This is a genomic window from Achromobacter sp. CF-sbj1-Ac2-l, assembly GCF_052698165.1.
On the sequence record NZ_CP199855.1, the window covers coordinates 182,858 to 209,842 of the forward strand.

At 67.3% G+C, this 26,985-nt stretch carries 32 protein-coding genes and 2 tRNA genes; 4 read left to right on the plus strand and 30 right to left on the minus strand.

Translation table 11 applies throughout. From position 1 onward, the window contains the following. Positions 1-55: 55 nt before the first annotated feature. On the minus strand, positions 56-943 hold the full coding sequence (locus ACUDCK_RS00805; RefSeq protein WP_064527550.1) for a helix-turn-helix domain-containing protein: 888 nt from the start codon (positions 941-943) through the stop codon (positions 56-58). 170 nt (positions 944-1,113) lie between these two features. Between ACUDCK_RS00805 and ACUDCK_RS00810 the strand changes: the two genes are divergently transcribed. Beyond that, complete coding sequence (locus ACUDCK_RS00810; RefSeq protein WP_175167274.1) at positions 1,114-2,007, plus strand: DMT family transporter; 894 nt, start codon at positions 1,114-1,116, stop codon at positions 2,005-2,007. Positions 2,008-2,049: 42 nt separating this feature from the next. Here the strand turns inward: ACUDCK_RS00810 and ACUDCK_RS00815 are convergent, their stop codons facing one another. From ACUDCK_RS00815 to ACUDCK_RS00835, 5 genes are all read right to left on the minus strand, one after another. Then, a complete protein-coding gene (locus ACUDCK_RS00815) occupies positions 2,050-3,252 on the minus strand; it encodes an aminotransferase class V-fold PLP-dependent enzyme (RefSeq protein ID WP_175167273.1) in 1,203 nt (400 codons plus the stop codon). A 47-nt stretch (positions 3,253-3,299) separates the two neighbouring features. Further along, positions 3,300-3,773 (minus strand): RidA family protein, encoded by a 474-nt coding sequence (locus tag ACUDCK_RS00820; protein WP_054503752.1) that lies wholly within the window; start codon positions 3,771-3,773, stop codon positions 3,300-3,302. Positions 3,774-3,879: 106 nt separating this feature from the next. Next, a complete protein-coding gene (gene gcvA, locus ACUDCK_RS00825; protein WP_116791554.1) occupies positions 3,880-4,782 on the minus strand; it encodes a transcriptional regulator GcvA in 903 nt (300 codons plus the stop codon). Between the two features lie 64 nt (positions 4,783-4,846). Beyond that, complete coding sequence (locus ACUDCK_RS00830) at positions 4,847-5,260, minus strand: hypothetical protein (protein WP_054503750.1); 414 nt, start codon at positions 5,258-5,260, stop codon at positions 4,847-4,849. Positions 5,261-5,447: 187 nt separating this feature from the next. After that, positions 5,448-5,523: transfer RNA gene (locus ACUDCK_RS00835), tRNA-Asn, on the minus strand. Between the two features lie 153 nt (positions 5,524-5,676). Here ACUDCK_RS00835 and ACUDCK_RS00840 point away from each other — a divergent pair. Further along, positions 5,677-7,065 carry a GntP family permease gene (locus ACUDCK_RS00840; RefSeq protein ID WP_054503749.1) on the plus strand — a complete coding sequence of 463 codons (1,389 nt, stop codon included), beginning with the start codon at positions 5,677-5,679 and terminating at the stop codon, positions 7,063-7,065. Positions 7,066-7,298: 233 nt separating this feature from the next. Here the strand turns inward: ACUDCK_RS00840 and ACUDCK_RS00845 are convergent, their stop codons facing one another. From ACUDCK_RS00845 to petA, 8 genes are all read right to left on the minus strand, one after another. Next, the gene (locus tag ACUDCK_RS00845; protein WP_054503748.1) at positions 7,299-7,700 is read right to left on the minus strand and encodes a VOC family protein; all 402 of its coding nucleotides are present in this window, start codon (positions 7,698-7,700) and stop codon (positions 7,299-7,301) included. A 257-nt stretch (positions 7,701-7,957) separates the two neighbouring features. Next, positions 7,958-8,033 (minus strand) — tRNA-Thr (locus ACUDCK_RS00850). Positions 8,034-8,106: 73 nt separating this feature from the next. Continuing rightward, positions 8,107-8,751, minus strand: coding sequence for an imm11 family protein (locus ACUDCK_RS00855; protein ID WP_054503747.1), 645 nt, complete (start codon positions 8,749-8,751; stop codon positions 8,107-8,109). A 218-nt stretch (positions 8,752-8,969) separates the two neighbouring features. Further along, a complete protein-coding gene (locus ACUDCK_RS00860) occupies positions 8,970-9,413 on the minus strand; it encodes a ClpXP protease specificity-enhancing factor (protein ID WP_054503746.1) in 444 nt (147 codons plus the stop codon). Between the two features lie 12 nt (positions 9,414-9,425). Beyond that, positions 9,426-10,037 carry a glutathione S-transferase N-terminal domain-containing protein gene (locus tag ACUDCK_RS00865; RefSeq protein WP_006388039.1) on the minus strand — a complete coding sequence of 204 codons (612 nt, stop codon included), beginning with the start codon at positions 10,035-10,037 and terminating at the stop codon, positions 9,426-9,428. Between the two features lie 153 nt (positions 10,038-10,190). Further along, positions 10,191-11,045 carry a cytochrome c1 gene (locus tag ACUDCK_RS00870; protein ID WP_054503745.1) on the minus strand — a complete coding sequence of 285 codons (855 nt, stop codon included), beginning with the start codon at positions 11,043-11,045 and terminating at the stop codon, positions 10,191-10,193. A 25-nt stretch (positions 11,046-11,070) separates the two neighbouring features. After that, positions 11,071-12,459, minus strand: coding sequence for a cytochrome b (locus tag ACUDCK_RS00875; RefSeq protein WP_049070550.1), 1,389 nt, complete (start codon positions 12,457-12,459; stop codon positions 11,071-11,073). A gap of 74 nt (positions 12,460-12,533) precedes the next feature. Beyond that, the gene (gene petA / locus ACUDCK_RS00880; RefSeq protein ID WP_006388042.1) at positions 12,534-13,175 is read right to left on the minus strand and encodes a ubiquinol-cytochrome c reductase iron-sulfur subunit; all 642 of its coding nucleotides are present in this window, start codon (positions 13,173-13,175) and stop codon (positions 12,534-12,536) included. A gap of 140 nt (positions 13,176-13,315) precedes the next feature. Here petA and mscL point away from each other — a divergent pair, with 140 nt between their 5' ends. Further along, positions 13,316-13,768, plus strand: coding sequence for a large conductance mechanosensitive channel protein MscL (gene mscL / locus ACUDCK_RS00885; protein WP_006388043.1), 453 nt, complete (start codon positions 13,316-13,318; stop codon positions 13,766-13,768). A 499-nt stretch (positions 13,769-14,267) separates the two neighbouring features. Here the strand turns inward: mscL and ACUDCK_RS00890 are convergent, their stop codons facing one another. Continuing rightward, the gene (locus ACUDCK_RS00890; protein WP_064527556.1) at positions 14,268-15,044 is read right to left on the minus strand and encodes a Nif3-like dinuclear metal center hexameric protein; all 777 of its coding nucleotides are present in this window, start codon (positions 15,042-15,044) and stop codon (positions 14,268-14,270) included. Between the two features lie 19 nt (positions 15,045-15,063). Between ACUDCK_RS00890 and ACUDCK_RS00895 the strand changes: the two genes are divergently transcribed. Further along, entirely contained in the window at positions 15,064-16,224 is a 1,161-nt protein-coding gene (locus tag ACUDCK_RS00895) for a trypsin-like peptidase domain-containing protein (protein ID WP_054503743.1), read from the plus strand. A 73-nt stretch (positions 16,225-16,297) separates the two neighbouring features. Here ACUDCK_RS00895 and ACUDCK_RS00900 read toward each other — a convergent pair whose 3' ends face one another. The 15 genes from ACUDCK_RS00900 to murA all read right to left on the minus strand — a co-directional run bounded on the left by ACUDCK_RS00900 (position 16,298) and on the right by murA (position 26,985). Continuing rightward, positions 16,298-16,699, minus strand: coding sequence for a helix-turn-helix domain-containing protein (locus ACUDCK_RS00900; protein ID WP_144656492.1), 402 nt, complete (start codon positions 16,697-16,699; stop codon positions 16,298-16,300). A 105-nt stretch (positions 16,700-16,804) separates the two neighbouring features. Then, on the minus strand, positions 16,805-17,596 hold the full coding sequence (gene tatC / locus ACUDCK_RS00905; RefSeq protein WP_054503741.1) for a twin-arginine translocase subunit TatC: 792 nt from the start codon (positions 17,594-17,596) through the stop codon (positions 16,805-16,807). After that, positions 17,593-18,195: a Sec-independent protein translocase protein TatB gene (tatB, locus tag ACUDCK_RS00910; RefSeq protein WP_175167272.1), complete on the minus strand. Its 603-nt coding sequence runs from the start codon at positions 18,193-18,195 to the stop codon at positions 17,593-17,595. Before tatB ends, tatC begins: the two co-directional genes overlap by 4 nt. A gap of 71 nt (positions 18,196-18,266) precedes the next feature. Beyond that, on the minus strand, positions 18,267-18,494 hold the full coding sequence (tatA, locus tag ACUDCK_RS00915; RefSeq protein WP_054503739.1) for a Sec-independent protein translocase subunit TatA: 228 nt from the start codon (positions 18,492-18,494) through the stop codon (positions 18,267-18,269). 14 nt (positions 18,495-18,508) lie between these two features. Next, positions 18,509-18,877 (minus strand): histidine triad nucleotide-binding protein, encoded by a 369-nt coding sequence (locus tag ACUDCK_RS00920; RefSeq protein WP_049070563.1) that lies wholly within the window; start codon positions 18,875-18,877, stop codon positions 18,509-18,511. 15 nt (positions 18,878-18,892) lie between these two features. Continuing rightward, the gene (locus ACUDCK_RS00925) at positions 18,893-19,243 is read right to left on the minus strand and encodes a phosphoribosyl-ATP diphosphatase (protein WP_054503738.1); all 351 of its coding nucleotides are present in this window, start codon (positions 19,241-19,243) and stop codon (positions 18,893-18,895) included. Continuing rightward, the gene (gene hisI, locus ACUDCK_RS00930; RefSeq protein WP_025139940.1) at positions 19,240-19,644 is read right to left on the minus strand and encodes a phosphoribosyl-AMP cyclohydrolase; all 405 of its coding nucleotides are present in this window, start codon (positions 19,642-19,644) and stop codon (positions 19,240-19,242) included. The genes ACUDCK_RS00925 and hisI overlap by 4 nt, the downstream gene beginning before the upstream one ends. 2 nt (positions 19,645-19,646) lie before the next feature. Continuing rightward, the gene (hisF, locus tag ACUDCK_RS00935) at positions 19,647-20,465 is read right to left on the minus strand and encodes an imidazole glycerol phosphate synthase subunit HisF (RefSeq protein WP_006388053.1); all 819 of its coding nucleotides are present in this window, start codon (positions 20,463-20,465) and stop codon (positions 19,647-19,649) included. Beyond that, entirely contained in the window at positions 20,462-21,202 is a 741-nt protein-coding gene (hisA, locus tag ACUDCK_RS00940; protein WP_006388054.1) for a 1-(5-phosphoribosyl)-5-[(5-phosphoribosylamino)methylideneamino]imidazole-4-carboxamide isomerase, read from the minus strand. The genes hisF and hisA overlap by 4 nt, the downstream gene beginning before the upstream one ends. Before the next feature lie 57 nt (positions 21,203-21,259). Then, complete coding sequence (gene hisH, locus ACUDCK_RS00945) at positions 21,260-21,958, minus strand: imidazole glycerol phosphate synthase subunit HisH (RefSeq protein ID WP_054503736.1); 699 nt, start codon at positions 21,956-21,958, stop codon at positions 21,260-21,262. A 37-nt stretch (positions 21,959-21,995) separates the two neighbouring features. Then, complete coding sequence (hisB, locus tag ACUDCK_RS00950; RefSeq protein WP_006388056.1) at positions 21,996-22,583, minus strand: imidazoleglycerol-phosphate dehydratase HisB; 588 nt, start codon at positions 22,581-22,583, stop codon at positions 21,996-21,998. 12 nt (positions 22,584-22,595) lie between these two features. Further along, positions 22,596-23,687 (minus strand): histidinol-phosphate transaminase, encoded by a 1,092-nt coding sequence (gene hisC / locus ACUDCK_RS00955; protein ID WP_175167271.1) that lies wholly within the window; start codon positions 23,685-23,687, stop codon positions 22,596-22,598. Further along, positions 23,684-24,988, minus strand: a complete 1,305-nt coding sequence (hisD, locus tag ACUDCK_RS00960) for a histidinol dehydrogenase (protein WP_020925617.1) — start codon at positions 24,986-24,988, stop codon at positions 23,684-23,686. Before hisD ends, hisC begins: the two co-directional genes overlap by 4 nt. A gap of 45 nt (positions 24,989-25,033) precedes the next feature. Continuing rightward, positions 25,034-25,708, minus strand: a complete 675-nt coding sequence (gene hisG, locus ACUDCK_RS00965; protein WP_020925616.1) for an ATP phosphoribosyltransferase — start codon at positions 25,706-25,708, stop codon at positions 25,034-25,036. Then, the gene (gene murA, locus ACUDCK_RS00970; protein WP_054503733.1) at positions 25,705-26,985 is read right to left on the minus strand and encodes a UDP-N-acetylglucosamine 1-carboxyvinyltransferase; all 1,281 of its coding nucleotides are present in this window, start codon (positions 26,983-26,985) and stop codon (positions 25,705-25,707) included. Before murA ends, hisG begins: the two co-directional genes overlap by 4 nt.

Sequence of the window (26,985 nt, forward strand, 5' to 3'; positions counted from 1 at the left end):
GGCCGCGAAGGGCGGTGCGCCATTGTAGACCGGGCGCGCCGGCGGGGTCGGCGGTTCAGTGGCCGCGGCGGGCGGCGCGGTACTGGCCCGGCGTCACCCCGACCGCGTCGCGGAAGACGCGCGACAGGTGGCTGGCGTTGCCGAACCCGGCGGCCTGCGCGATGCCCGCCAGGTCGCCCTTGCCGGCGGCCAGCAGGCCGCGCGCATGCGCCAGGCGGCGGGCGCGCACCCAGGCGTGCGGCGGTTCGCCGAACGAGGCGTGGAACATGCGCGCGAAGTGATAGGTGGACAACGCGGCCACGCCGGCCAACTGGTCCAGCGTCAAGGGCTCGGCGAGATGCGCGTCGACATAGTCCATGACACGCCGGCGCACCGCGGGCGCCAGGCCGCCGCGCGCTGGCGGCGCGACCTTGCGCGACACACCCTGCAGCAGCAGGTGATGCAGCACGGTCTCGGCCGCGCTGCTGGCGGCCAGACGGTCGGCGGGCGCGCGCCAGTCGGTGTCGAGCAGGGCCCGGCAGACGTCGGTCAGCGAGTCGTCGTGGATATAGGTGCGGTCGCGCAGTTCGAGCGAGCGCGGCTCGCAATCGAGCCGCATCACCGCCTCGCGCGCCAGCCGCTCCGGCGCGATGTACAGATGCAGGAAGTGCACCGTGTCGTTCATGCACCAGCGGGAATAGTGCTCGGCCGGCAGCACGCAGAACTTGCCGGCGCCGCCATGCAGCGGGTTGCCCACGCGGAAGGATTTCTCGCCGCCATGCAGGTACAGCGACAGCGTGTGATGCCCGGGCATGTCGTAGCCAAGCGTCTCATGGGCGCTGCGGCTCCATTGCGAGATGGCGATGCCCTCGCCCAGCGAGGCCGCGCGCGCCAGCGTCGCGGTGGACGCGGACAGCGTGCGGAAAACGGAGAAGTCGGACGGAGCCGATGCGATGGTGCCCATGGAATCGAAATGCTACTGCGATCCTTGCGCGCGTGGATCGCGCGGAGCAAGAAAAAACCGCAAGAACCGGCAATTTTCGTGGCCCGCGCGGGCGCAGACTGCGCGACAGGGCGACGCATTTTCGCGCGCCCGGATTCCATGTCTCTTTTCGCCCTGTCGAGCGTCCGAAAGTGAATCTCTTCCTGTATTTCCTGACCGTCATCATCTGGGGCACCACCTGGATTGCCATCAAACTGCAGTTGGGCGTGGTGCCCATTCCCATGTCCATTTTCTACCGCTTCGCGCTGGCCGGGCTGGTGCTGTTCGCCGCCCTGCTGCTGACGCGCAAACTGCAGCGCATGGACCGACGCGGGCACCTGTTGTGCCTGGGTCAGGGGCTGTGCCTGTTCTGCCTGAACTTCCTCTGTTTCTACACCGCTACGCAGTGGATTCCCAGCGGCCTGGTGTCGGTGGTGTTCTCGGCCGCGACGCTGTGGAACGCGCTCAACGCGCGGCTTTGGTTCGGCACCCGCATCGCGCCGCGCGTGATGGTCGCCGGCGTGGTGGGATTCAGCGGGCTGGTGTTGCTGTTCTGGCCCGAACTGGCGGGCCAGCAGGCCAGCCACGAGACCCTGCTGGGCCTGGGCTTCGCGCTGCTCGGCACGTTCTGCTTCTCGACCGGCAACATGCTGTCGTCGCTGCAACAGCGCGCGGGCCTGCGGCCGCTCACCGGCAACGCCTACAGCATGCTGTACGGCGCGGCGGTGCTGCTGGCCGGCTGCCTGGCCGCGGGCGTGCCGTTCCGCTTCGACACCTCCACGGCCTATGTTGGCGCGCTGGTGTACCTGGCGATTCCGGGGTCCGTGATCGGTTTTACCGCCTACCTGACGCTGGTCGGTCGCATGGGGCCGGCGCGCGCGGCGTACTGCACCGTGCTGTTCCCCGTGGTGGCCTTGAGCGTGTCGACCTTTGCCGAGGGCTATCAGTGGACCCCTGCCGCGTTGCTGGGTCTGGCGCTGGTGATGTTCGGCAATCTGCTGGTTTTCACCAAGTGGTCGCCGTTCGCACGCCGTATCGCGGTGTAGGGCGATGGCGCCGCGGTGTGCATCGGCGCCGGGCGACGAGCGCTAGCCCTGGCGCGCCAGCATGCGCAGCGCGTCGAGCAGGCGGTCGATCTCGTCGTCGCGCGTCAGGTAGCTGACCGAGGCGCGCGCGATCTGCGTCAGCCCGCGCGCGTTCATGTCCAGCGGCGTGTACGGCACGCCGTTGCTGCCGATAATGATGCCCTGCGCCGCCAGGGCCCGCTGCACCGCGGTGGCTTCGTGCCCGGCAAGGTTGAACGACACCAGGCCCGAGCGCTCGCGGCCCTGGTCCAGGACCTCGATGCCGGCAATCGCGGCCAGTTCCGCCCGCAGGGCCTGGGCGACCGTGTCGATACGGTCGCGGATCGCTTCCAGGCCGATATCGAGCGCCTCGCGCAGCGCATTGGCCTGGCCGCAGCGCAGCGCCAGCGAGGCCTCGGCGGATTCGAAGCGCGCCGCGTCGGCGCGCACTTGCGGCTGGCCGTCGGCACCCAGCGGCGCCGAATAGGTGTCGACGAACGCCGGCGTCAGCCGTGGCAGGAAATCGCGCCGCACGTACAGCAGGCCGGTGCCGCGCGGGCCCCGCAGGGCCTTGCGACCGGCGCCGCTCAGCACGTCGCAGCCGACCTCGGCCACGTCCACCGGCAATTGCCCAACGGCCTGCGCCGCATCGATGAAATACGGCACGCCGGCGGCGCGCGCCACGCGGCCGACGGCGGCGGCCGGGTTGATCAGGCCGCCGTTGGCGGGCAGCCAGGTCAACGCGATCAGCCGCACCCGTTCGTCCAGCATGGCTTGCAGCGCGACCGGATCGACGCAACCGCTGTCGTCCGACGGGATGGTCTCGATCGAGGCGCCGGCGCGTTGCGCCGTCAGCCGCATGGCGGAGAGATTGCCGCCCCATTCGTGGCGTCCGACCAGGATGCGGTCGCCCGCGCGCCACGGGCCCAGCGCGGCGAAGGCCGCGCCCCAGCCGGGGGAATTGCCGCCGGTCAGGGCAATCTCGTCGGGCTGGGCGTTGAGCAGGCGCGCCGCCAGTTGGCGCGCCTGTTCGGTCGTTGCGCGCGCGGCCACGCCCGCCTCCATCGGCCCTTGCTCGGCTTCGCGCCGCAGGTGGGCCTGGATGGCGTCCAGGGTGGCGGCGGACGGCAGCGAGGCGCCGGCATGGTTGAAATGGACGGTGGTGCGCGTGCCGGGCGTGGCGGCGCGCAACGCTTCCAGGGCGGCGGGGGTCAGGGCGGCGGACATGGCAATTCCAGGAAAATCGCGCCGGGCGGCGGCCCGGCGTCGGGACATCAGGCGGGGGTGAGCGCGATGACCGCTTCCACTTCCACCGCCACGCCTTGCGGCAACGAGGCCACGCCGACCGCGCTGCGCGCGTGGCGGCCGGCGTCGCCGAACACTTCGACCATCAGGTCCGAGGCACCGTTGGCCACCGCGCTCTGGCGGTTGAAGTCCGGCGTGCTGGCGACGAATACGCCCAGGCGCACCACGCGCGCCACGCGATCGAGCCGATCGTCGGTGGCGGCGGCGATCTGCGCCAGGATGCCCAGCGCCGACAGGCGCGCGGCGGCGACCCCGTCGGCTTCGGAAATCTGGTTGCCCAACTGGCCCAGGAACGTCGCCTTGCCAGCGGCGCGCGAGATCTGGCCCGAGATGTACAGCAGGTTGCCCTCTTGCACGAAGGGGACGTAATTGGCGGCGGGCGCGGCCGCGGGGTCCAGCGCAAGGCCGAGTTCGGCCACGCGGCCGGAGATCGTACGGGTCATGGAGTCACCTGTGAAACGGAAAAGAAAGGGTGATCTCCATGCTATCGATGCGCGTCGCGCCTGACCAATCAATTATTGCGAGCGACGTATGAGTAAAAGTAATGCGTCAGCCTTGCGCCGCGGCCCGCATCAGCCACGCCAGGAACGCCTGGGCGGCGGCATCGGTCTTGCCGCGCGGACTCACGAACCACCAGCCGATACGCGGATCTTCCAGGGTGGTGCCCGGCAGGGCCTCGACCAGGGCGCCGCTGGCCAGTTGCGCGGCGATCATGCGGTGGCGGCCCATGGCCAGGCCCTGCCCCGCCAGCGCGGCTTCGACCACGATGTTGTAGTCGTGCAGGTGCACGGTCTGGGCGCGGCCGAGATCCAGGCCATGATGGCGCGACCACGTGTCCCACTCGAACGGATGCCGGGTATGCGAGACCAGCAGGGAATGGCGCAGCAGGTCCGCCGGCGTGCGCGGACGCCGCCGGCCCGCCAGCAGCGCGGGCGCGCACACCACGGACAGCCGCTCCGCCATGATGCGGCGCGCCCGCACGCCGGGCCACGTGCCGCGGCCGTAGCGAATGGCCACGTCGACCTCGCCGCCCGCCACGTCGGCCAGGCCGATGTCGGGCAGCAGTTGCAGGTCGATGTCCGGATGCGCCGCGGCGAAGTCCGGCAGCCGCGGCGCCAGCCATCGCGTGGCGAACGATGCCAGCAGGCCGACGCGCAGCGCGCGGCGCGCGGGGGCCGGCGCGCGGATGGCGTCGGTGCCCTGGCGCAGCAGCGTGAACGCGGCGTGGACCTGCTCGTAATAAGCCTGCCCGGCCGGGGTCAGCGCCACGGCACGGGTGCGGCGCTCGAACAGCGCCACGCCCAGTTCCGCCTCCAGCCGCTGGATATGGTGGCTGATGGCGCTCTGGGTGACGAACAGCTCTTCGCCCGCCAGGCTGAAGCTCAGGCGCCGGGCGGCGGCCTCGAAGGCGCGCAGCGAGACCAGGGCGGGCAGGGATCGATTGGATCGCATGGGGCAGGCGGTGGCGGAAGGACCGGCTTGGGGGAGTATCCGGCGGGCGCCCCATTCTCGCAAATCAGGAGTGGGCAGGGAATCGGGCCAGGTCGGCCGCGTTGATCGGCTTGCTGCGCTGCACTTCATGCCGCACGATCCGCAGCGCCTGGCGCTGCGCCTGCTCGTCCGCCGGGACGTCCCAGGTGCTTGCCGACAGCGCCGAGGCCGGATCGAGCAGCCGGAAAGTGAGATCCATCAGCAGATACGCGGCCGTGGCCTGGGTGTCCAGCGGCGTCTGCGCGGGCCAGCCCGTCAGGTCGCCGGTTTCACAGATCCACAGGATCACATTGACGGCCTCGGCCTGGTGCCGCTTCATGACCGCGATGTCCGGCAGCGGGGCCGAGGCGCCGGGCACGATCCAGGGATTTTTCTGCAGCAGCCCGAACACGAGTTCAAAGGCGGTCTTTGCGTCGACGGATTTCGTTGGGGAAGGCATGGGGAGAGCGGCTGGTACCCGGGCATCACGGTTGACTCGACGCCAATCGTAGAACCATTTCACCCCGCATTCGGGCCCGGACCGCTCGATTGAGGCGGAACACCGTCCGACTTTGGCGGCGTGCCGCGGGCGTTCGCCCATGCAAAAGGCCCGCAACACGTTGCGGGCCCTTCAGTACTGCATTCTTTGGCTCCCCGAGCTGGGCTCGAACCAGCGACCTGCGGATTAACAGTCCGTCGCTCTACCGACTGAGCTATCGGGGAACAGGTAGAGGGGGCGAATTATGCACAAATTTCGCGGGGAATGCAAAACGGCCCGGATGACTGGAGGGGTTATGACGCTTCGGCGCCAGGGCGATCCCTTATCATGGCAACCAGAAGGTTCGCGACCTCTCACGTTTTTTCTGGGTTTCACACATGTCTTCGTTCGACATCCAATTGTTGCTCACCGCCCTGGTGAGCGTCCTGGTGCTGGTCGCACTCATCGTCTCGCGCATCCGCATGCACCCGCTGCTGGCGCTGCTGATCGTGTCCATCGGCGTCGGCTTCGCCACCGGCATGGAGCCGACCGCCATCGTCAAGAACCTGACCGACGGCGCCGGCAAGACCCTGGGCGCGGTGGGCGTGGTGATCGCGCTGGGCGCCATGCTCGGCAAGATCCTGGCGGACTCGGGCACCACCGAGCGCCTGGCCAATGCGATCCTGAACCGCACCTCGCCGCGCATGATTCCGTGGACCATGACGCTGGTGGCATTCATCATCGGCATCCCGATGTTCTTCGAGGTGGGCCTGGTGGTGATGCTGCCGCTGATCTTCAGCGTGGCGCGCAAGCTGGAAGGCCAGGAACGCTTCAAGGGCTCGGCCTATGTGTACGTGGGCGTGCCCGTGATCTCGGCCCTGGCCGCCATGCACGGCATGGTGCCGCCGCATCCCGGCCCGCTGACGGCTATCGCCAGTCTCAAGACCACGGTCGGCCCGACCATGATCTACGGCTTTCTCGCCGCCCTGCCCGCCATGATCCTGGGCGGTCCGCTGTACGGCGCCTTCATCGCGCCGCGCATGACGACCCGCCCGGACGAAGCCCTGCTCGAGCAATTCACCGCCGTCCGCCAGGCCGATGCCGGCCATTCGGTGCCGGGCGTGGGCCTGGGCGTGCTGGCGGCCCTGCTGCCCGCGTTGCTGATGCTGCTGCACGCGGTGGCCGAGATGCTGCTGCCCAAGACCTCGCCCCTGATGCACGTGGCGGCCTTCCTGGGCAATCCGCTGGTCGCCATGTTGCTGGGCGTGCTGTTCGCAGCCGTGGCGCTGGTGCTGGCGCGCGGCGGCGACGCCGAGAAGTTGCGCGACGGGCTCGGCAAGAGCCTCAAGCCGATCGCCGGCATCATGCTGATCATCGCCGGCGGCGGGGCGTTCCAGCAGGTGCTGACCAGCGCCAAGGTCGGCGACGCCATCGTCCACCTGACCCACCAGTTCGCGTTTCCGCCGCTGGTGCTGGGCTGGCTGATCGCCATGCTGCTGTCGGTGTCCACCGGCTCGGCCACCGTCGGCATCGTCGGCGCCGCCGGCCTGCTGGCGCCGCTGGCCGGCGCCGATCCCTCGCTGAACCTGCCGCTGCTGGCGCTGTCGATCGGCTGCGGCTCGCTGTTCTTCAACTATGCCAATCACGCCGGCTTCTGGATGGTGAAGGAATCATTCGGCATGACCATGGGCGAGGCCACCAAGACGATCTCGGTGGTGCAGTCCATCGTGTCGGTGGCCGGCCTGGTGATGGTGCTGCTGTTCAACATGCTGCCGGCGCTGGGGTGAGCCGCGGCACGGGCCGGCCGGAATGCGGCCGCTGCCTGCGTGCAAGGAATCGAAAAAAACGGCCGAATGGCCGTTTTTTTTGTCGGCTGCACGCCGGAACTCAATCAGACAACGCGCAAGCGCGGCTCGCCGTGGCGATCAGACAGGTCGCGTAGACCCGCAGGAGCTGGCGCAGGTGTCGGATTCCATGGGCATCATGGGTGCACCGTATGGGGAGTTGCCGTCTCGGCGTTCTAGACGATATCGCCCCGGTAGACGAGGTGGATCTTGTTGCCGTCGGGGTCGCGCAGGTAGGCGCCATAGTAGCCGTTGCCATAGTGGGGGCGCGGGCCCGGAGCCCCCTCGTCCACACCTCCCGCGGCAAGCCCGAGGGCATGAGCGTGCCTCACCGCCTGCTCGTCGGGCGCGAGGAACGCCACCATGCTGCCATTACCCGCGGAGCAGGGCTTTCCATCAAACGGCGCGTAGGCGTAGAACCGAGGCAGCGTGGCGCCGGGAACCACCCAGCAGAGCGCTGCCGGCCCGCCGTCGGGTGTGACCTGCCGTTGGCGCAGGCCAAGCGGTGCGAGGATCGCATCGTAGAAAACCGAGGCGCGGGCCAGATCGCTGACGCCGACCGTGATGTGACTGAACATGGATCCGCATTTCCCAAATCAAGTGCTTCACAGGCAAGCGATCCTCGCTGCCATGGACTGTCGTGTTACCGCGGCGTTCGGGGCCTGTGCGAGGGACCAAGACAAGTATAGCCACGCCAGACTGGCCGGATGGCCGGACTTCATCGAATCGATCATTTACCGGTGGCACGGCACGCGGCGAAATCGCGTGATTGATTGGCGAACTGGGACGTTCGGCCTGACCTTGTGCGCTGAGGGAGGATCCCGGGGGATGCTGATGGTGCCGGTGAAAGGAATCGAACCCTCGACCTTCTCATTACAAGTGAGCTGCTCTACCAACTGAGCTACACCGGCGTGGCGCGCGCGGGCCGCGCGCAGGGACTGCATTGTAATGAAAAAAGGAGATTCTTTCCGGCGTGCATGCGGGTCATTCCGGGCGCACGCCCGTCGCGCAGCGGCGCCTGGCTTCCCAGCCGCCCAGGCGCTCGGCGCGCAGGGCGCGCCAGAATTCATCCGAGCAGAAGTAGCCGCTGATGCCGCTGTGCGGATACGACGGCCGGACGCCGAATTGCCGCGGCAGGCGCCAGAAGCAGCGGTCCTGGATGGCGCCGCGGTCCAGCACCAGCGGCGTGCCCTTCAGGAACGAGAAGCAGCCGCCGGCTTCGTAGCCCGCCCGGCCCATGCCTTTGGAGAACTCGGTCTTCTCGATGATGACGGCGTCCACGCGCGGCGGGCACAGCAGCAGGTGGTAGGTGCGGAACGGCCGGCTCTTGCGGCCCACGATCATGGTCTCGGCCTCGACCGGCAGGAAGCGGTGCGTGTCGGGTTCGAGCGTTTCCATGAGTTCGCGCACCCGGGCATTGACCAGGAATGGCCCGCCGTCCCATCCGACGATCGCGGGGACGCGGCCGGTGCCGCGCAAGGTCAGTCGGATCTGACGCGGGATGCGGGCGAGATCGTCGTCCGACAGGCTATCGAACAGGCACAGCTTGGCAACCAGTTGGCGGTCTATCTGCGGCATGAACTGGGTCGATACGCCGCCGGCGGGCGTCATTCCGATCAGGTACGGCATGGGCGGTGCATCACTCCTGGAAAGCCGGGGAGCGGCGCGTGCCGCAGCGGACCCGGTTCAAGCGTATGAGACGGGATTTTTCCTGGATATGCAAATGATACGCACTCTTATCCCGTGCTTCAGAAGATCGCCATGCAATCGGGCGTCACATTGGCGGCGGCCAGACGTGACCGCGCCGCCCGGGCCTGGGGCCGGGGCGGCGCGGGGGACCTGCCGGATTACTTGACGATCGTCAGGTGCGGACGCTTGGGCTCGTCGTCGCCGCCGTCATCGCCGGGGGCGGCATCCGCCTCGGCTTCGGACGGGACGGTCTCGGAGGCGTTCTGCGCGCCCGGGGCCGGCGGTTCGTAGGGCTGCACTTCGAAGCCCATGCCGGCGCCGGTTTCGCGCGCATAGATGGCGCTGACGGCGCCCACCGGCACGTAGACGTTTTCGGTCACGCCGCTGAAGCGGGCCTGGAATTCGATGAATTCGTTGCCCAGCACCAGGCGGTTGGTGGCCAGCGTGCCCACGTTCAGGGTGATCTGGCCGTCGCGCACGTGGGCGACGGGCACCATGGTGTGCTCGTCGACCTGCACGGTGATGTACGGCGTGTAGCCGTTATCGGTGCACCATTCGTGCAGCGCGCGGATCAGATACGGTTTGGTCGAAGTTTCACCCATCACGCAACAACCTTAGCGACGCATCACTTTTTCCGAAGGCGTCAGCGCTTCGATGTAGGCCGGGCGCGAGAAGATGCGCTCGGCGTACTTTTGCAGCGGAGCCGCGTTCTTGGGCAGCTCGATGCCGTAGTGGTCCAGGCGCCACAGCAGCGGGGCCACGGCCACGTCGAGCATCGAGAATTCCTCGCCCAGCATGTACTTGTTCTTGAGCAGCATCGGGGCCAGTTGGGCCAGGCGGTCGCGGATGTTCTGGCGGGCGTTGGCCAGCTTCTTCTCGTCGGGCTTGGCGCTGCGGTCTTCCAGCGTCGAGACGTGGACGAACAGCTCTTTCTCGAAGTTGTACAGGAACAGGCGGGTGCGCGCGCGCATGACCGGATCGGCCGGCATGAGCTGCGGGTGCGGGAAGCGCTCGTCGATGTACTCGTTGATGATGTTCGACTCGTACAGGACCAGGTCGCGCTCGACCAGAATGGGCACTTGACCGTACGGATTCATCACCGAGATGTCTTCGGGCTTGTTGTACAGGTCGATGTCGCGGATCTCGAAATCCATGCCCTTTTCGAACAACACGAAGCGGCAGCGTTGCGAAAACGGACACGTGGTTCCGGAATAGAGCACCATCATGGCGAAAAATCCTTTATGAAAAACGAAAGGCCAGCGCCCTAATCTAGCAGGCGCTGGCCCCGATTGCCAGGCGGGGGGTAGGCATACAGCCCTAACCCGCCATTATCCACCCTGGCGAAAATGGGGGCGGATAAGCCTGGCGGGGCGTTGCGGTTAGCGCACGTGTTTCCAGTAAGAGGCGTTCAGGCGCCACATCACCAGGAAGAACAAGAGCAGGAACAACATGACACCGACGCCCAACTGGACGCGGAAAGTCTGGACGGGCTCGGCCATCCAGGACATGAACGCGGTCAGGTCGGCGACGTCGTTGTCGTATGTTGCGGTTTGGGCCGGGTTGGCGGCCTTGAATTTGGCCTCGAAGGTGGCATGGCCGTGGTAGCTGGCTACCGGCTCGGCCTTGACCGTGGCAAAACCTTGCGCATCGTACACCGTCGTGACCCGTTCCCACGACTTCGGCGCGCCGTCCTTGCCTTCGACCTCGTGCATCGCCACCGTGGTCAGCTCGCGCGGACCCTGCCGTTCCCACAGCGCGTGCGGCATGCCGACGGCCGGGAACACCAGGTTGTTCCAGCCCGTGGCACGCGAGGTGTCGCGGTAGAACGTGCGCAGGTAGGTGTAGATGTAGTCGGAACCCGAGGGGCCGGCGTTGACGGATTTGGCGCGCGCGATCACGGACAGGTCCGGGGGCGTGGTGCCAAACCACTTCTTGGCGTCCTTGGGCGTCATGGCGACATTCATCATGTCGCCGACCTTCTCGCCGGTGAACAGCAGGCTTTCCTTGATTTGCTGGTCGGTCAGGCCAATGTCCTTGAGCTTGTTGTAGCGCATCGACGATGCGCTGTGACAGTTCAGGCAGTAGTTGACGAACAGCTTGGCGCCGTTTTGCAGCGACGCCATGTCGTTGACGCGGTAAGGCGCCTTGTCCAGCGGATAGCCGCCCTCGGCGGCGAACGTGGCGGTACACGTGAGCATCATCAACGCCACGGCACCAATCAGCTTCTTGATCATGGTCAGTCCGTTATTTTCGTGGGGCTCAGTGGGCGTGGAACGTCACGCGGTCAGGCACTTTCTTGAAAGTGCCCAGGCGGCTCCAGACCGGCATCAGGAAGAAGAATGCCAGGTACAGCAGCGTGCCGATCTGCGACGTGATGTTCAACGGCGGACTGGGCGGCTGCGTACCGATGTAGCCGAGCACCAGGAAGTTGACCATGAAGATGCCGTAGATCCACTTGTGCCAGGTGGGGCGGTAGCGGATCGACTTGACCGGGGAATGGTCCAGCCACGGCAGGAAGAACAGGATGACCACGGTGCCGCCCATGGCGACCACGCCCCAGAACTTGGCGTCGATCACGCGCAGCAGCACGGCCACGACGATCAGGATGCCGGGCACCGCGATGCGCATGAAGCCCTTCAGGTTGCTCTTGACGAGCAGCGCGATGGCGCCCAGCACCGAAGCGCCGGCCAGCACCCACGTGAACTCGTCGGTGGTGGCGCGCAGCATCGAGTAGAACGGCGTGAAGTACCAGACCGGGGCGATGTGCGGCGGCGTCTTGAGCGAGTCGGCCGGGATGAAGTTGTTGAACTCCAGGAAGTACCCGCCCATTTCCGGCGCGAAGAACACGATGAAGGCGAACACCAGCAGGAAGCCCGCGACGCCGACCAGGTCGTGCACCGTGTAGAACGGATGGAACGGAATGCCATCTTTCGGGCGACCGTACTTGTCCTTCGGGCCTTCCTTGATCTCGATGCCGTCCGGGTTGTTCGAGCCGACTTCATGCAGCGCCACCAGGTGGGCCGCCACCAGGCCCACCAGCACCAGCGGAATGGCGATGACGTGGAAGGCGAAGAAGCGGTTCAGCGTGGCGTCGGAGACGACGTAGTCGCCGCGGATCCAGATCGACAGCTCGGGGCCGATGAACGGGATGGCCGCGAACAGGTTCACGATCACCTGTGCGCCCCAGTAGGACATCTGGCCCCACGGCAGGAGGTAGCCGAAGAATGCTTCGGCCATCAGACAGAGGAAGATCGCGACGCCGAAGATCCAGACCAGTTCACGCGGCTTGCGGTACGAGCCGTAGAGCAGGCCGCGCAGCATGTGCAGGTAGACGACGACGAAGAACATCGAGGCGCCGGTCGAGTGCATGTAGCGCACCAGCCAGCCCCACGGGACTTCGCGCATGATGTATTCGACGGATTGGAACGCGCGTTCGGCGTCCGGCTTGTAATGCATGACCAGGAAGATGCCGGTCACGATCTGCAGCACCAGCACCAACAGCGCCAGTGAGCCGAAGAAATACCAGAAGTTGAAGTTTTTCGGTGCGTAGTATTCGGACAGATGCGCTTTCCAGGTGGAGGTCACCGGGAAGCGCCGATCCAGCCAGCCCAACAGGCCTGTCGTCTCGACGGTTTTCTCGCCAGCCATGTAACGGCTCCTTCTCTAATACGTGGCGTATTTGTTTTACTTACGTAATTCGGGAAAAAAGCGCGACGCGAGCGTCAGGCCTTGTTGTCTTCATCGACGCCCACGATGATGCGGGAGTCGGTGAGATACTGGTACGGCGGGACTTCGAGATTATCGGGAGCGGGCTTGTTCTTGTAGACCCGGCCTGCCAGGTCGAACGTGGAGCCGTGGCACGGACAGAGGAATCCGCCTTGCCAGGAGGCGCCCATGCCGCCACCGCCGCCCGTTTCGAAGTGCGAGGTGGGCGAGCAGCCCAGATGAGTACAGATGCCAACACAGACGAAGATCTCGGGCTTGCGCGAGCGACCTTCGTTTTCTGCGTATTTGGGAGTGAAGCCGGGGCGTTTGGATTGAGGGTCCGCCAGGAGCGCGTCCTGGGTCTTGAGGCCGGCGATCTGTTCAGGAGACCGGTGGATGATCCAGACCGGCTTGCCACGCCATTCCACGGTTTTCATGGTGCCGACCGGGATATCGCCGATGTCGACTTCGACGGGGGCGCCGGCCGCGCGGGCTTTTTCAGAAGGGGAAAACGTGCTCACAAGCGGTATTGCCGTTGCGACACCTGCTACGCCACCCACAGCACAGGCGGTGGTTACCCAGAAACGTCGCGAAGGATCGGGCGGCAGATTTGGATCAACCGCACCGTCATCATCATGCACCAGCGTATCCTGACTCATCTTCCTATCCTTGTTGATGCGCCCGCTCTACGAGTAGCATCACTTCTGCGGCATCGGCTTCGCGGGAATATGTAACAACATAGCAACCGCGTATTATAGCGCCAGCCTACTGGTGGGCGTATCACGAAGGGAGTGCTTTTATGAGCAAAGCGACTGGTTTCGTCAAAGAATTCCGAGATTTCGCTGTCAAAGGCAATGCGGTTGATTTGGCGGTTGGTGTGATCATTGGGGCGGCTTTCGGCAGAATCGTCGACTCACTGGTCAAGGATATCGTCATGCCGCTGGTGAACTTCGTGCTTGGCGGATCCGTCGATTTTTCGAACAAGTTCCTGGTGCTGTCGATGCCGGCCGGTTACAACGGGCCGATGACGTATGCCGATCTGACCAAGGCGGGAGCCAACGTTTTCGCCTGGGGGAACTTCATCACGATCATTATCAATTTCGTGTTGCTGGCGTTTGTGATCTTCTGGATGGTGAAGGCGATCTACAAGGCGCGGACCAAGGCCGAGGAAGCGCCGGCGGCGCCTGCTGCGACGCCCGAGGATGTGGCGTTGTTGCGCGAGATTCGGGATTTGTTGAAGAAGCAGCCTTGAAGTGAATGGAAGAGCGCCCTGCGGGGCGCTTTTTTGTTGGTTCAGTGGTTGATTGCTTGCGGGGGGTGTGGGCTTCGTAGGCCGCCCGGCGCGGGCGGTCGCGGGCGGGGCGCGCCTGCGATTGCGGTCCGGAGCGTTCGCTCCGGACTGCCCCGAGCTCAACCTCGTTGCCGCCTGCCGGCGGCTGCCTTCGGTTTCCGCCGGGCGCATCTGACGGCGCGCCCCGCCCGCGACCACCCGCGCCGGGCTACCGGTTTCGAGGTTTCATGCGCTGCTGGACCGAGGCGGCATGGGAGGGGCTTGTGTTGCCCGCCAAAACCGGCTGCGCGGGCAGCCGGTTTTGGCATACGTGCTTCTGGGGAGTGGGAGGGTGTGCGCTGCGCGCTTGCGGTGAGTGTTATGGGTGGCCCGGCGGCGTTCAGACGCTGCGTGGCTGCGTGGCTGCGGGTGGGCGGGTACGCGCACGGATCAGCGTTGCGGCCATGCCCTTTCGTTGCCGTCACACCGGGTTGTCCAGGTCCACGAATTCCACCTTGATGCCGAAGCGTTCGGCCACTGCCTGGCCCAGGGCCTGGACGCCGTAGCGTTCGGTGGCGTGGTGGCCGGCGCCGAGGAAGGCGACGCCGGTTTCCTGGGCGAGGTGGAAGGTGGATTCGGAGGCTTCGCCGGTGATGTAGGCGGTGGCGCCGGCGTCGATGGCGTCGGCGAGCATGCCCTGGGCGCCGCCGGTGCACCAGGCGATGCGAGCGACGGGCTGGTCGGGGTTGCCGACGACCAGGGGTTGGCGGCCCAGGCGTTGCTGGATGCGGGCGGCGAGTTGGCCGACGGTGGCCACGTCGGGGGCGGTGCCGAGCCAGACCAGGTTGTCGGGGCCACAGGTGCGGGGGGCGCCGTCGTCGCGGCGTTTGGGTTCGAGGCCGAGGACGCGGGCCAACTGGGCGTTGTTGCCCAGGGTGGGATGGGCGTCCAGGGGCAGGTGGTAGGCGTAGAGGTTGAGGTCGTTCTTCAGCGCCAGCGCCATGCGGGTGCGGCGTGTGCCGATGATGCGGCGGTCCTCGTTGCGCCACATCCAGCCGTGGTGGACCAGCACCGCGTCGGCGCCGCGTTCCACGGCGATGCGCAACAGGGCTTCGCTGGCGGTGACACCGGTGATAATGTGTCCGACTTCGGATCGGCCTTCCACCTGCAGCCCGTTGGGGCAGTAGTCCTTGAAACGGGCGGCTTGCAGGGTGTCGTCCAGCCAGGCGGCCAGGACGTGGGAGTCCACTTTACTCATTGCTAGTCCTATCAGAAACATGCGCCGATATTGGCTGATCTTCGCTCAGGCCGTCACGGTCTGCCTGGGTATTCTATTCGTCGTCACCACCTTGCGGCCGGATCTGCTGCGGCTGGTCGGGCCGGACGCCGCGCCCGCGGCGACGCCGCAGCCGGTTGCCGCGACCGTGCGGCCGTTGGCGGGGGCGGTTTCCTACGCCGATGGCGTGGCGCGCGCGGCGCCCTCGGTGGTCAATGTCTACACCACCAAGCACGTCGATGTGCCGCTGGTGCCGCTGCCGGACGATCCGATCCTGCGCCAGTTGTTCGGCCAGGTGCCTGGCGTCAGCCGGCGCCAGGCCAGCACCAGCCTGGGCTCGGGCGTGGTGGTGAATCATGACGGGTACGTGCTGACCAATTATCACGTGGTGCAGGCGGCCGACGCCATCGAGGTGGCGCTGGCGGACGGGCGCAAGGATACGGCCAAGGTCGTGGGCGCCGATCCGGACACCGACCTGGCGGTGCTGAAGCTGGCCAGCCTGCGCAACCTGCCCGCGGCCACGCTGGCGCCGGACCGCGGCCTGCGGGTCGGCGACGTGGTGCTGGCCATCGGCAATCCGTTCGGCGTGGGGCAGACCACCACGCAGGGGATCGTGTCGGCGCTGGGCCGCAACGGACTGGGCCTGAATACCTACGAGAATTTCATCCAGACCGATGCCGCCATCAATCCGGGCAATTCGGGCGGCGCGCTGGTGGATGCGCAGGGCAACCTGGTGGGCATCAACACCGCGATCTATTCCGAGTCGGGCGGCTCGATGGGCATCGGCTTCGCCACGCCCATCGACATCGCCCGCAAAGTGATGGACGAGATCGTCAAGACCGGCGGCGTCAAGCGCGGCTGGCTGGGCGTGGAGCCGCAGGACCTGACGCCCGAGCTGGCGCGCGCGTTCCAGTTGGACCGCGATGCGCGCGGCGTGATCATCGCCGGCGTGCTGCGCGACGGCCCGGCCGCCAAGGGCGGCCTGCGGGTTGGCGACATCGTGCAGACGGTGAACGGCAAGCCGATGATGGATACGTCGGCGCTGCTGGCCGAGATCGCGCAACTGACGCCGGGACAGCGCGCGACGCTGGGCGTGTTGCGCGGCGGCAAGGTGGCCGAGCTGACGGTGATGGTGGGCACGCGGCCGGGGCTGCCGCGATAACGGGGCGGTCACCTGGCACGCCGGCGATGGCCGTGGATGGGCGGCGCAGGTGGCACGCTGGCCGCCGATGCCGCTACGGTCGGGCCTGAGGCTGTCGCGACGCGGGGGCGCGTCGCGGACGGCACGGGGCGTCGAGCACCAGGCGCACGACCTGCAGCACGCGCTTGCGCACGGCTTCGGGTTGATGCCGCAGCAGCGCGCAGATTTCGGCGCTGTAGGCGTCGGAGTGCGCGTCTTCCTGGGCCAGGGGCGCCGCGCCGGCCTGCGCCACCATGCCGTCGGCCAGCCAGGGGACCTGCGTGTCCAGCGCCCGCGCCAGCCGTTGCAGCGTGGCGCGGGTGGGCGCGTAGTGTTCATCGCGGGTGAGGATACGGTGGATGCAGGACTGCGGCACGCCGGAGATGCGGGCAAGCTGGTTCTGGCTTTTGATGCCGCGCCACCGCATCAGGGTGCGCAGGCGTAGGGCGAGCGACATGGCTGCAATGTAAGTTTGCAGTCGCCGCCGGACAAGCGGAAACAGTCCGTTTATGCAATGACAACGGGGCCCGCAAGGGGCCCCGTCAGGGTCGGCAGCGAGGGTTCAGTGGCGCTCGGTCAGCGAGCCGTCGTTCACGGCGTCGTCGGCGCCGGGCTTGGGCGTAACCATGCGCGCGCAGATCAGTCCCAGCTCGTACAGCAGGCACAGCGGCACCGCCAGCATGAACTGGCTGACCACGTCCGGCGGCGTCACCACCGCGGCGATGATGAAGGCGCCGACCACCACGTAGCCGCGCGCGCTCTTGAGCTTGGACAGCTCCACCACGCCCATGCGCACCAGCAGCACCACCGCCACCGGCACCTCGAAGGTGATGCCGAACGCCATGAACATGGTCATGACGAAGCTCAGGTAGGCCTCGATGTCCGGCGCCGGCGTGATCGATTGCGGCGCGAAGGTGGCGATGAAGTGGAAGACCGTTCGGAACACCACGAAATAGCAGAACGCCATGCCCGCGATGAACAGCAGCGTGCTGGAGATGATGAGCGGCAGCGCCAGGCGCTTCTCGTGCTTGTACAGGCCGGGCGCGACGAAGGCCCAGGCCTGGTACAGCACCACCGGCAAAGCGACGATGAAGGCGGCCATCATGGTGACCTTGACCGGCACCATGAAGGGCGTGATGACGCCGGTGGCGATCATGCGCGTGCCCTGCGGCAGCGAGGCCAGCATGGGCTGGGCCAGCACGTCGTAGATGGCGGACGCGCCGGGGTAGATGAACAGGATGATGAACACCGCCACCACCGCGCCGACGGCGCGCAGCAGGCGGGTGCGCAGTTCGACCAGGTGGGAGATGAAGCTTTCCTGCTGGCCGTCTTCTTGGGAGGCGTCCTGGGTCACGTTGTCGTTCCGGAGGGCGTGGCGGGCTTGTTGGCCGGCGGGGTCTCGCTGGCGGCCGGGGCGCCGGGCGCCGGCGCCGGTTGCGGGGCGGGCGCGGGCTGGGCGGCCGGCGCGGCGGCGGGCGGATCCAGGTCCAGGCTCAGGTTCGGGTTGGGCGGCGCGATGGTTCGCGGCGGCTCGGCCGGCTGGGCCGCGTGCGGCGTCATCAGCGGGTCGGCCGACGCGGCCGGCGCGGCGTGCGGGTCGGCGGGGGCGGTGGTTTCGGCGCCGGCCGTCAGCGCGGGCTTGCCGCTGGCTTCCCGGGCGACTTCGTCGAGTTCGGCGCGGAATTGCTGCACCGGCTCCTGCAAGGCGTTGTGGGTATCGTTCAGCGACTGGTGCACATCCTGTGCCGCGGTCTCCATTTCGCTCTTGAATTTGCGCAGCTCGTCCAGCTCGATCTCGCGCTGGATATCGGATTTCACGTCATTGACGTAACGCTGCGCGCGGCCCAGCAGGTGGCCGACCGTGCGGGCGACCTTGGGCAGGCGTTCGGGGCCGATGACGATCAGCGCGACGACGCCGATCACCATCAGTTCAGTGAGGCTGACATCAAACATTCGACGGCCGCTCGGGAATTGAGGCTATGAGGGCCGGCCGGTGCAGGCCGGGCCCGGGGACGCGCAGGCGCTCAGGAGTTGGACTTTTCCTTGGCCTGCACGTCGATGGTGTCGCCGGCCACGCGCTGCTGGGCGATGGGTTCGGTCGGCTTGTCGCTGTTGGCGTCCTTCATGCCTTCCTTGAAGCCCTTGACGGCGCCGCCCAGGTCCGAGCCGATGTTGCGCAGTTTCTTGGTGCCGAAGATCAGCGCCACAATGACCAGAACGACCAGCCAATGCCAAATGCTAAAGCTACCCATGATGGTTCTCCGTATTACGCAGTGGGGGCCATGCGCCCTTTCCAGGGTCGCTGACCGCCGATGATGTGGAAATGCAGATGCGGGACTTCCTGGCCGCCTTCGACGCCAGAATTGATCATGATGCGAAACCCGCCATCAGGGCCCGGGGTGCAGCCGTTTTCAGCGGCAAGCCGCGGCGCCAATGCCATCATTCTACCCAACCAACCTGCGTCCTCGGCCGTAATATCCTGCATGGATGTGACATGACGTCGAGGGATCAGCAATAAATGCACCGGCGCGGCCGGGTTGATATCGTGGAATGCAACAAAGTCCTCGTCCTCGTAGACCTTCTTGGACGGGATCTCGCCGGCGGCGATCTTGCAGAAAATACAGTTGGCGCTCATTTTTCCGGTTCCGTGTCAGTCCTGGGGACGGCTGGCCTTTTCGGCCAGGCCCGACAGCCCTTCGCGGCGGGCCAGTTCGGCCAGCACGTCGTCGGGGCGCAGGTTGAAGTGCGTCAGCGCCACCAGGCAATGAAACCACAGGTCGGCGGTTTCGCTGACGATGCGTTCGGGCACGCCGTCCTTGGCGGCCATGACCAGCTCGGTGGCTTCCTCGCCGATCTTCTTGAGGAAGGCGTCGGGGCCCTTGGACAGCAGCTTGGCCGCGTACGAGGCCTTGGGGTCGCCGCCATTCTCGGGGCGGCGGGTCTCCAGCGTGTCGGCGATGCGGGCCAGGACGTCGTGGGCGGTCAGGGGCGAGTTGGTCATTTGTAGATCAGTTCGGGGTCTTTCAGCACCGGGTCCACGGTAACCCAGGCGGCCTGGTCGGTCTGCCCTTCCAGGCGGCGGTAGAAGCAACTGGCTCGGCCCGTGTGGCAGGCGATGCCGCCCTCCTGGTGCACCTTGAGCAGCACCACGTCGCCATCGCAGTCCAGGCGCAGCTCGTGCACCTGCTGCACGTGGCCGGATTCCTCGCCCTTGCGCCACAGGCGCTGGCGCGAGCGCGACCAGTACACCGCGCGGCCGGTGGCGGCGGTCTCGGCCAGCGATTCGCGGTTCATCCAGGCCACCATCATGATCTGGCCATTGTCGGCGTCCTGGGCGATGGCGGGGATCAGGCCGTTCTCGTCGAAGACGACGTCGGCCATCCAACTGGGTTCGTTGCTCATCGTCATATCCTTACTTCGATGCCCTGCTCGGCCATGAAGCGCTTGCATTCCCCGACCGTGTGCTGGCCGAAGTGGAAGATGCTGGCGGCCAGCACGGCGCTGGCGCGGCCGGTGGTGACGCCGTCGGCCAGGTGCTGCAGGGTGCCGACGCCGCCCGAGGCGATGACCGGCACCGGCACGGCATCCGACACGGTGCGGGTCAGTTCCAGGTCGAAGCCGGATTTGGTGCCGTCGCGGTCCATGCTGGTCAGCAGGATCTCGCCGGCGCCGTAGGCGGCCATGCGGCGGGCCCAGGCCACGGCGTCCAGTCCGGTGGCCTTGCGGCCACCGTGGGTGAAGACTTCCCAGCGCGGTGCTTCGCCCGCGGCCGAGACCCGGCGCGCGTCGATCGCCACCACCACGCATTGCGAGCCGTGGTAGTCGGAGGCCGCGCGCACCAGTTCCGGATTGGCCACGGCGGCGCTGTTGATGCTGATCTTGTCGGCGCCGGCGTTCAGCAGGCGCTGGATGTCGGACACCTGGCGCACGCCGCCGCCCACCGTCAGGGGGATGAAGACCTGCGAGGCGACCTGCTCGATGATGGGCAGGATCAGGTCGCGGCCATCGCTGGTGGCGGTGATGTCCAGGAAGGTGAGCTCGTCGGCGCCCTGCTCGTTGTAGCGGCGGGCGATCTCGACGGGGTCGCCGGCGTCGGCCAGGTTGACGAAGTTCACGCCCTTGACGACCCGGCCGGCGGTGACGTCAAGGCAGGGAATGATGCGGCGGGTCAGCGCGCTCTGGGCGGGCGCGCCCGCCCCGGAGGTACTGCTGGAGGTGGTCATTTGGCCAATTCGTCGGCGCGGGCCTGCGCCGCCTGGAAGTTGAGCGTGCCTTCGTAGATGCTGCGGCCCAGGATGGCGCCTTCGACGCCCTCTTCCTCGACGGCGCACAGCGCCTCGATGTCCTGGATGCCGGCGATGCCGCCCGAGGCGAACACGGGAATGCGCACGTGCTGCGCCAGGCGCACGGTGGCCTCGACGTTCACGCCCGACAGCATGCCGTCGCGGCCGATGTCGGTATAGATGATGGCTTCGCAGCCGTAGTCCTCGAACTTCTTGGCCAGGTCGAGCACGTCGTGGCGGGTCAGCTTGCTCCAGCCGTCGGTGGCGATCTTGCCGTCGCGGGCGTCCAGGCCAACGATGATCTGGCCGGGGAAGGCGCCGCAGGCATCCTGCAGGAAGCCCGGGTTCTTGACCGCGGCGGTGCCGATGATCACGTAGGAGATGCCGGCGTCGAGGTAGCGTTCGATAGTGTCGAGATCGCGGATGCCGCCGCCGATCTGGACGGGGATGTCGTCGCCGACGGCGTCCAGGATGGCCTTGATGGGCGCTTCGTTCTTCGGTTTGCCGGCGACGGCGCCGTTCAGGTCGACCAGATGCAGGCGGCGGGCGCCCTGGTCGAGCCATTGCGAGGCCATGGAGGCGGGGTCTTCGGAGAACACCGTTGCATCGTCCAGGTCGCCCTGGCGCAGACGCACGCAGCGTCCGTCTTTGAGATCGATGGCGGGGATCAGCAGCATGGTGGGCAGCGGGAAAATATGGGGTTGAACGGGCTGGCGCGCGTCGGCCGGGTGGGCTTACGGCTGCCAGTCTACAAAATTGCGATACAGGCGCAAACCGTGCTCGGCGCTCTTCTCGGGGTGGAACTGCACCGCGAAAATGTTAGCTGCCGCCACCGCGCAGGTAAAGGCGACGCCGTAATCGGTTTCACCAACAGTCAGGCTCGTATCGGCCGGGTCGGCGTAATAACTATGGACGAAATAGAAATGCGTGTCGTCCGGAATGCCGTCCCAGATAGGGTGAGAGCGCGTCTGGCGCACTTTGTTCCATCCCATGTGCGGGACTTTCAGGCGCTCGGGGCGGACATCGACCGGGCCGGCCGTGCCGGTGTCGGCCTCGCAGGCCGCGTCGTCGGCCGCGACCGGGTCGGCGAAGCGCGGACCGGCAAAGCGGCGCACCACGCCGGGGAACAGGCCCAGGCACGGGGTGGCGCCCTCTTCGCTGGAATCGAACAGCATCTGTTCGCCCACGCAGACGCCCAGCAGCGGCTTGCTGCGGGCGGCCTTGACGACCGCTTCGCGCAGGCCGGATTCGTTCAGGGTGCGCATGCAGTCGGCCATGGCGCCCTGCCCCGGGAACACCACGCGGTCGGCCGCGTCGATTTCATGGGGCTGGTTGCAGATGCGGATGTCCGCGTCCGGGGCGGCGTACTTGAGCGCGCGCGCGACGGAGTGGAAGTTGCCCATTCCGTAGTCGACGATGGCGATAGTGGTCACTTCGGTTTACCTGATGCGTGGCGGGAGGTCGCGCAGCTTACAGCACGCCCTTGGTCGAGGGGACGACGTCGCCCATGCGCGGGTCGACTTCGATGGCCATGCGCAGCGCGCGGCCACAGGCCTTGAAGACCGTTTCGCATTGGTGGTGGGCGTTGGTGCCGCGCAGGTTGTCGATGTGCAGGGTGATCAGCGCATGGTTGACCAGGCCCTGGAAGAATTCGCGCGTCAGGTCGACGTCGAAGGCGCCGATGTGCGAACGGGTGAACGGGATGTGGTATTCCAGGCCGGGACGGCCCGAGAAATCGACCACCACGCGCGACAGCGCCTCGTCCAGCGGCACGTAGGCGTGGCCGTAGCGGCGCAGGCCGGCCTTGGTGCCGACCGCCTTGGCGATGGCCATGCCCAGCGTGATGCCCACGTCTTCCACCGTGTGATGCGCATCGATGTGCAGGTCGCCCTCGGCCTTGATGTCGAGGTCGATCAGGCCGTGGCGCGCGATCTGGTCCAGCATGTGGTCCAGGAAGGGCACGCCCGTGTCGATCGTCTGCTTGCCGGTGCCATCCAGATTGATGGCCACGCGGATGCGGGTTTCGTTGGTGTTGCGGGTGATCTCTGCGGTACGCATGTCAGGACTCGATTAGGCACTCAGGATGTCTTGCAGTGCCGATAGCAAAGCGGCGTTCTCGTCCGGGGAACCTACCGAGATGCGGAGGCAGCCGGCCAGGAGCGGATGGGCGTTGGAGAAGTTTCGAACCAATATTTTGCGCTGTTTCAGGGCAAGATGCACGGCGTTGCCGTCCAGCTTGCCGGAAAAGCGCGCGAGTATGAAGTTGGCCGCGGAAGGGAATACCCTGACGCCGGGCAGCGCCGCCAGCGCCGCCGCCAGCGGTTCACGGTCGGCGCGCAGGCGGGCCGCCTGCTCGTCCAGCACCGCTTTGTGGCGCAGCACCGTCAGCAGCGCGGCCTGGGTCAGCACGTCCAGGTTGTAGGGCGGGCGCACTTTATCCAGTTCGGCAACCCAGTCCGGGTGGCCGGCCAGGTAGCCGAAACGCAGGCCCGCCAAGCCGATCTTGGACACCGTGCGCATCACCACCACGTTGGGCGCGTCCAGCAGGCGCGGCATCCAACTGCGGTCGGTGAACGGCTGGTAGGCCTCGTCCACCACCACCAGGCCGGGGGCGGCGGCGATGATGGCGGCCATGTCGGCGTCCGACCAGGCGCCGCCGGTGGGATTGTTGGGCACGGCCAGGAACACCACCTTGGGCTGGTGTTCGCGGATCGCGGCCAGCATGGCGGGAAGATCAAGGGACAGATCTTCGGCGAGCGGCACGCCGACGAAGCGGGCGTGGTCGAAGCGCGCCGCCATGTCGAAATAGACGAACGACGGCCACGGCGCCAGCACCACCTCGCCCGGGTTGCAGCAGGCCTGCACCACGATGTGGATCAGCTCGTCCGAACCATTGCCGAACAGCACGCCCGCGCCGGCAGGCACGCCGAAGGCCGTCTTCACGGCCTGGCGCAGTTCGGACAGGTCGGCCGCCGGGTAGCGGTTCAGCGGCGTATCGCGCAGCACCCGGGCCAGGTCGTCGCGCACCGCCTCGGGCAGCTCGTAGGGCGACTCCATCGCGTCCAGTTTGATGCAGCCTTCGGCGTGCGCCACCGGATACGCGGTCAGTTTGCGGATATCGGGCCGGATGGTGCCGGCGATGCGGCCGGCGACCTCGCTCATGGCTGGTCGATCCGGTACTGGGCGCTGGCGGCGTGGGCCTGCAGGCCTTCGCCCAGCGCCAGTTCGGCGGCGATGCGGCCGAGCGTCTGGGCGCCCTGGTGCGAGACCTGGATCAGGCTGGAGCGCTTCTGGAAGTCGTACACGCCCAGCGGCGACGAGAAGCGCGCCGTGCGGGAAGTGGGCAGCACGTGGTTCGGGCCGGCGCAGTAGTCGCCCAGGGCTTCCGAGCTGAAGCGGCCCATGAAGATGGCACCGGCGTGGCGGATCCTGGCGGTCCAGATTTCCGGTTGCTCGGTGGAGATCTCCAGGTGTTCCGGGGCGATGTCGTTGGCGATGCGGCAGGCTTCGTCCAGGTCGCGCACCTGGATCAGCGCGCCGCGGTTGGCCAGGCTGGTGCGCAGGATGTCGGCGCGCGGCATGGTCGGCAGCAGGCGCGCGATGGCGGCCTCGACCTCGGCGATGAAGGCGGCGTCCGGGCACAGCAGGATGGATTGGGCCAGTTCGTCGTGTTCGGCCTGCGAGAACAGGTCCATGGCGATCCAGTCGGCCGGCGTCTTGCCGTCGCAGATCACCAGGATTTCGCTGGGGCCGGCGATCATGTCGATGCCGACCACGCCGAACACGCGGCGCTTGGCGGCGGCCACGTAGGCGTTGCCCGGGCCGACGATCTTGTCCACGGCCGGCACGGTGGCGGTGCCGTAGGCCAGCGCGCCCACGGCCTGCGCGCCGCCGATGGCGAACACGCGGTCGACGCCGCTGATGGCGGCTGCGGCCAGCACGATGGGGTTGCGCGCGCCGTCCGGCGTGGGCGTGACCATGACCAGTTCCTGCACGCCGGCGACCTTGGCCGGGATGGCGTTCATCAGCACGGACGACGGATACGCGGCCTTGCCGCCCGGCACGTACAGGCCGACGCGGTCCAGCGGCGTGACCTGCTGGCCCAGCACCGTGCCGTCGGCTTCGGTGTAGGTCCAGGTCTCGGCGCGCTGGCGTTCGTGGTAGCGGCGCACGCGCTCGGCGGCGGCCTGCAGCGCGTCGCGCTGGGCGGCCGGCAGCGCGGCCAGGGCGGCGTGCCAGTCGGCCTTGGGGATTTCGAGCGTGTCCGCGGACGCGTGCGGCATGCGGTCGAAGCGCTGGGTGTATTCCACCAGCGCGGCGTCGCCGCGGGCGCGCACGTCGGCCAGGATGCCGGCGGCGGCGCGGTCGATGGACTCGTCCTCGGTGGCTTCGAAGGCCAGCAGCTTGGACAGGGCGGATGCGAATCCGGGATCGCGGGAGTCGAGACGATTGATCAGGGCCATGGCGTTCAGGCGGGTGGCGGCCGCCGCGCGGGGCGGCGGCCTGGGTCAGGCGTTGCGGGAGGCGGCGCGCTCGAAAGCGTCCAGCAGCGGTTGCAGGCGTTCGCCGCGGGTCTTCAGCGCGGCCTGGTTGACGATCAGGCGCGAGGAAATCGGCATGATGTCCTCGACCGCGACCAGGTCGTTGGCGCGCAGCGTGCCGCCGGTGGACACCAGGTCCACGATGCAGTCGGCCAGGCCCACCAGCGGCGCCAGTTCCATCGAACCATACAGCTTGATGATGTCGACGTACACACCCTTGGAGGCGAAGTGTTCACGGGCTGACTGCACGTACTTGGTGGCCACGCGCAGGCGCGCGCCCTGGTGCACCGCGGCTTCGTAGTCGAAGCCGTTGCGCACGGCCACGGCCAGGCGGCACTTGGCGATGTTCAGGTCGATCGGCTGGTACAGGCCGCCGGGCTGCTGCGCGGCGTGCTCGATCAGCACGTCCTTGCCGGCGATGCCGAGGTCGGCCGCGCCGTACTGCACGTAGGTCGGCACGTCGGAAGCGCGCACGATGATCAGGCGCAGGCCGGGATCGCTGGTCGGCAGGATCAGCTTGCGCGAACTTTCGGGGTTCTCGGGCACCTCGATGCCGGCTTCCGCCAGCAAAGGCATGGTTTCTTCGAAGATCCGCCCCTTGGACAGAGCCAGGGTCAGCGGGGCGAGCGGGGCATTGCTCATGCCGATTCCTTGCCGCTAGTGCGTTCAACGACGCGTTGAATATTGGCGCCCAGGGCGCGCAGTTTGACTTCCATCCGATCGTAGCCGCGATCCAGATGGTAGATGCGGTCGACCAGCGTGTCGCCATCGGCGGCCAGGCCGGCGATCACCAGGCTGGCCGAGGCCCGCAGGTCGGTGGCCATGACCGTCGCGCCCGACAGGCGGGCAATGCCGCGCACCACCGCGGTGTGGCCGTCGATGTCGATGTCCGCGCCCATGCGGCGCAGTTCCTGCACGTGCATGTAGCGGTTCTCGAAGATGTTCTCGACGATCACCGAAGTGCCTTCGGCCACCGTGTTCAGCGTCATCAACTGGGCCTGCATGTCGGTGGCGAAGCCGGGGTACTCATGGGTGCGAAAGCCCACGGCCTTGGGGCGCTTCGACATGGCGCCGCGGATCCAGTCGGGGCCGGTCTCGATGGCCAGGCCGGCCTCGGTCAGCTTGTCGAGCGTGGCGCCGAGGATGCCGGCGTCGGTGTTGCGCAGCACGATGTCGCCGCCCGCCGCGCCCACGGCGCACAGGAAGGTGCCGGCCTCGATGCGGTCGGAAATCACGCGGTGCTCGGCGCCGTGCAGGCGTTCGACGCCGTCGATCACGATGCGGTCGGTGCCGTGGCCCTGGATGCGGGCGCCCATTTTGATGAGCAGCTCGGCCAGGTCCACCACCTCGGGCTCGCGCGCGGCGTTTTCCAGCACGGTCTGGCCTTCGGCCAGCACGGCGGCCATCAGCAGATTCTCGGTGCCGGTGACGGTGACCATGTCGGTGCGGATCGAGGCGCCCTTAAGGCGTTTGGCGCGCGCCACCACGAAGCCGTGCTCGATGCTGATGTCGGCGCCCAGCGCCGCCAGGCCCTTGATGTGCTGGTCCACCGGCCGCTGGCCGATGGTGCAGCCGCCCGGCAGGCTGACGCGGGCTTCGCCGAAGCGCGCCACCAGCGGGCCCAGCACCAGGATCGAGGCGCGCATGGTCTTGACCAGGTCGTACGGCGCTTCGAGGCTGTCGACGCGGTCGGCCTGCAGGGTCACGATGCCGTCGTTGGCGCGTTCGGCGCGCACGCCCATGCGGCCCAGGAGGCGCAGCATGGTGGCGGTGTCGTTCAGGTGCGGCACGTTGGCGATGGTCAGCGGGTCCGCCGTCAGCAGGCCGGCGCACAGGATCGGCAGGGCCGAGTTCTTGGCGCCGGAGATGGTGACTTCGCCATGCAGGCGCGCACCGCCGGTAATGCGTAGCTTGTCCAT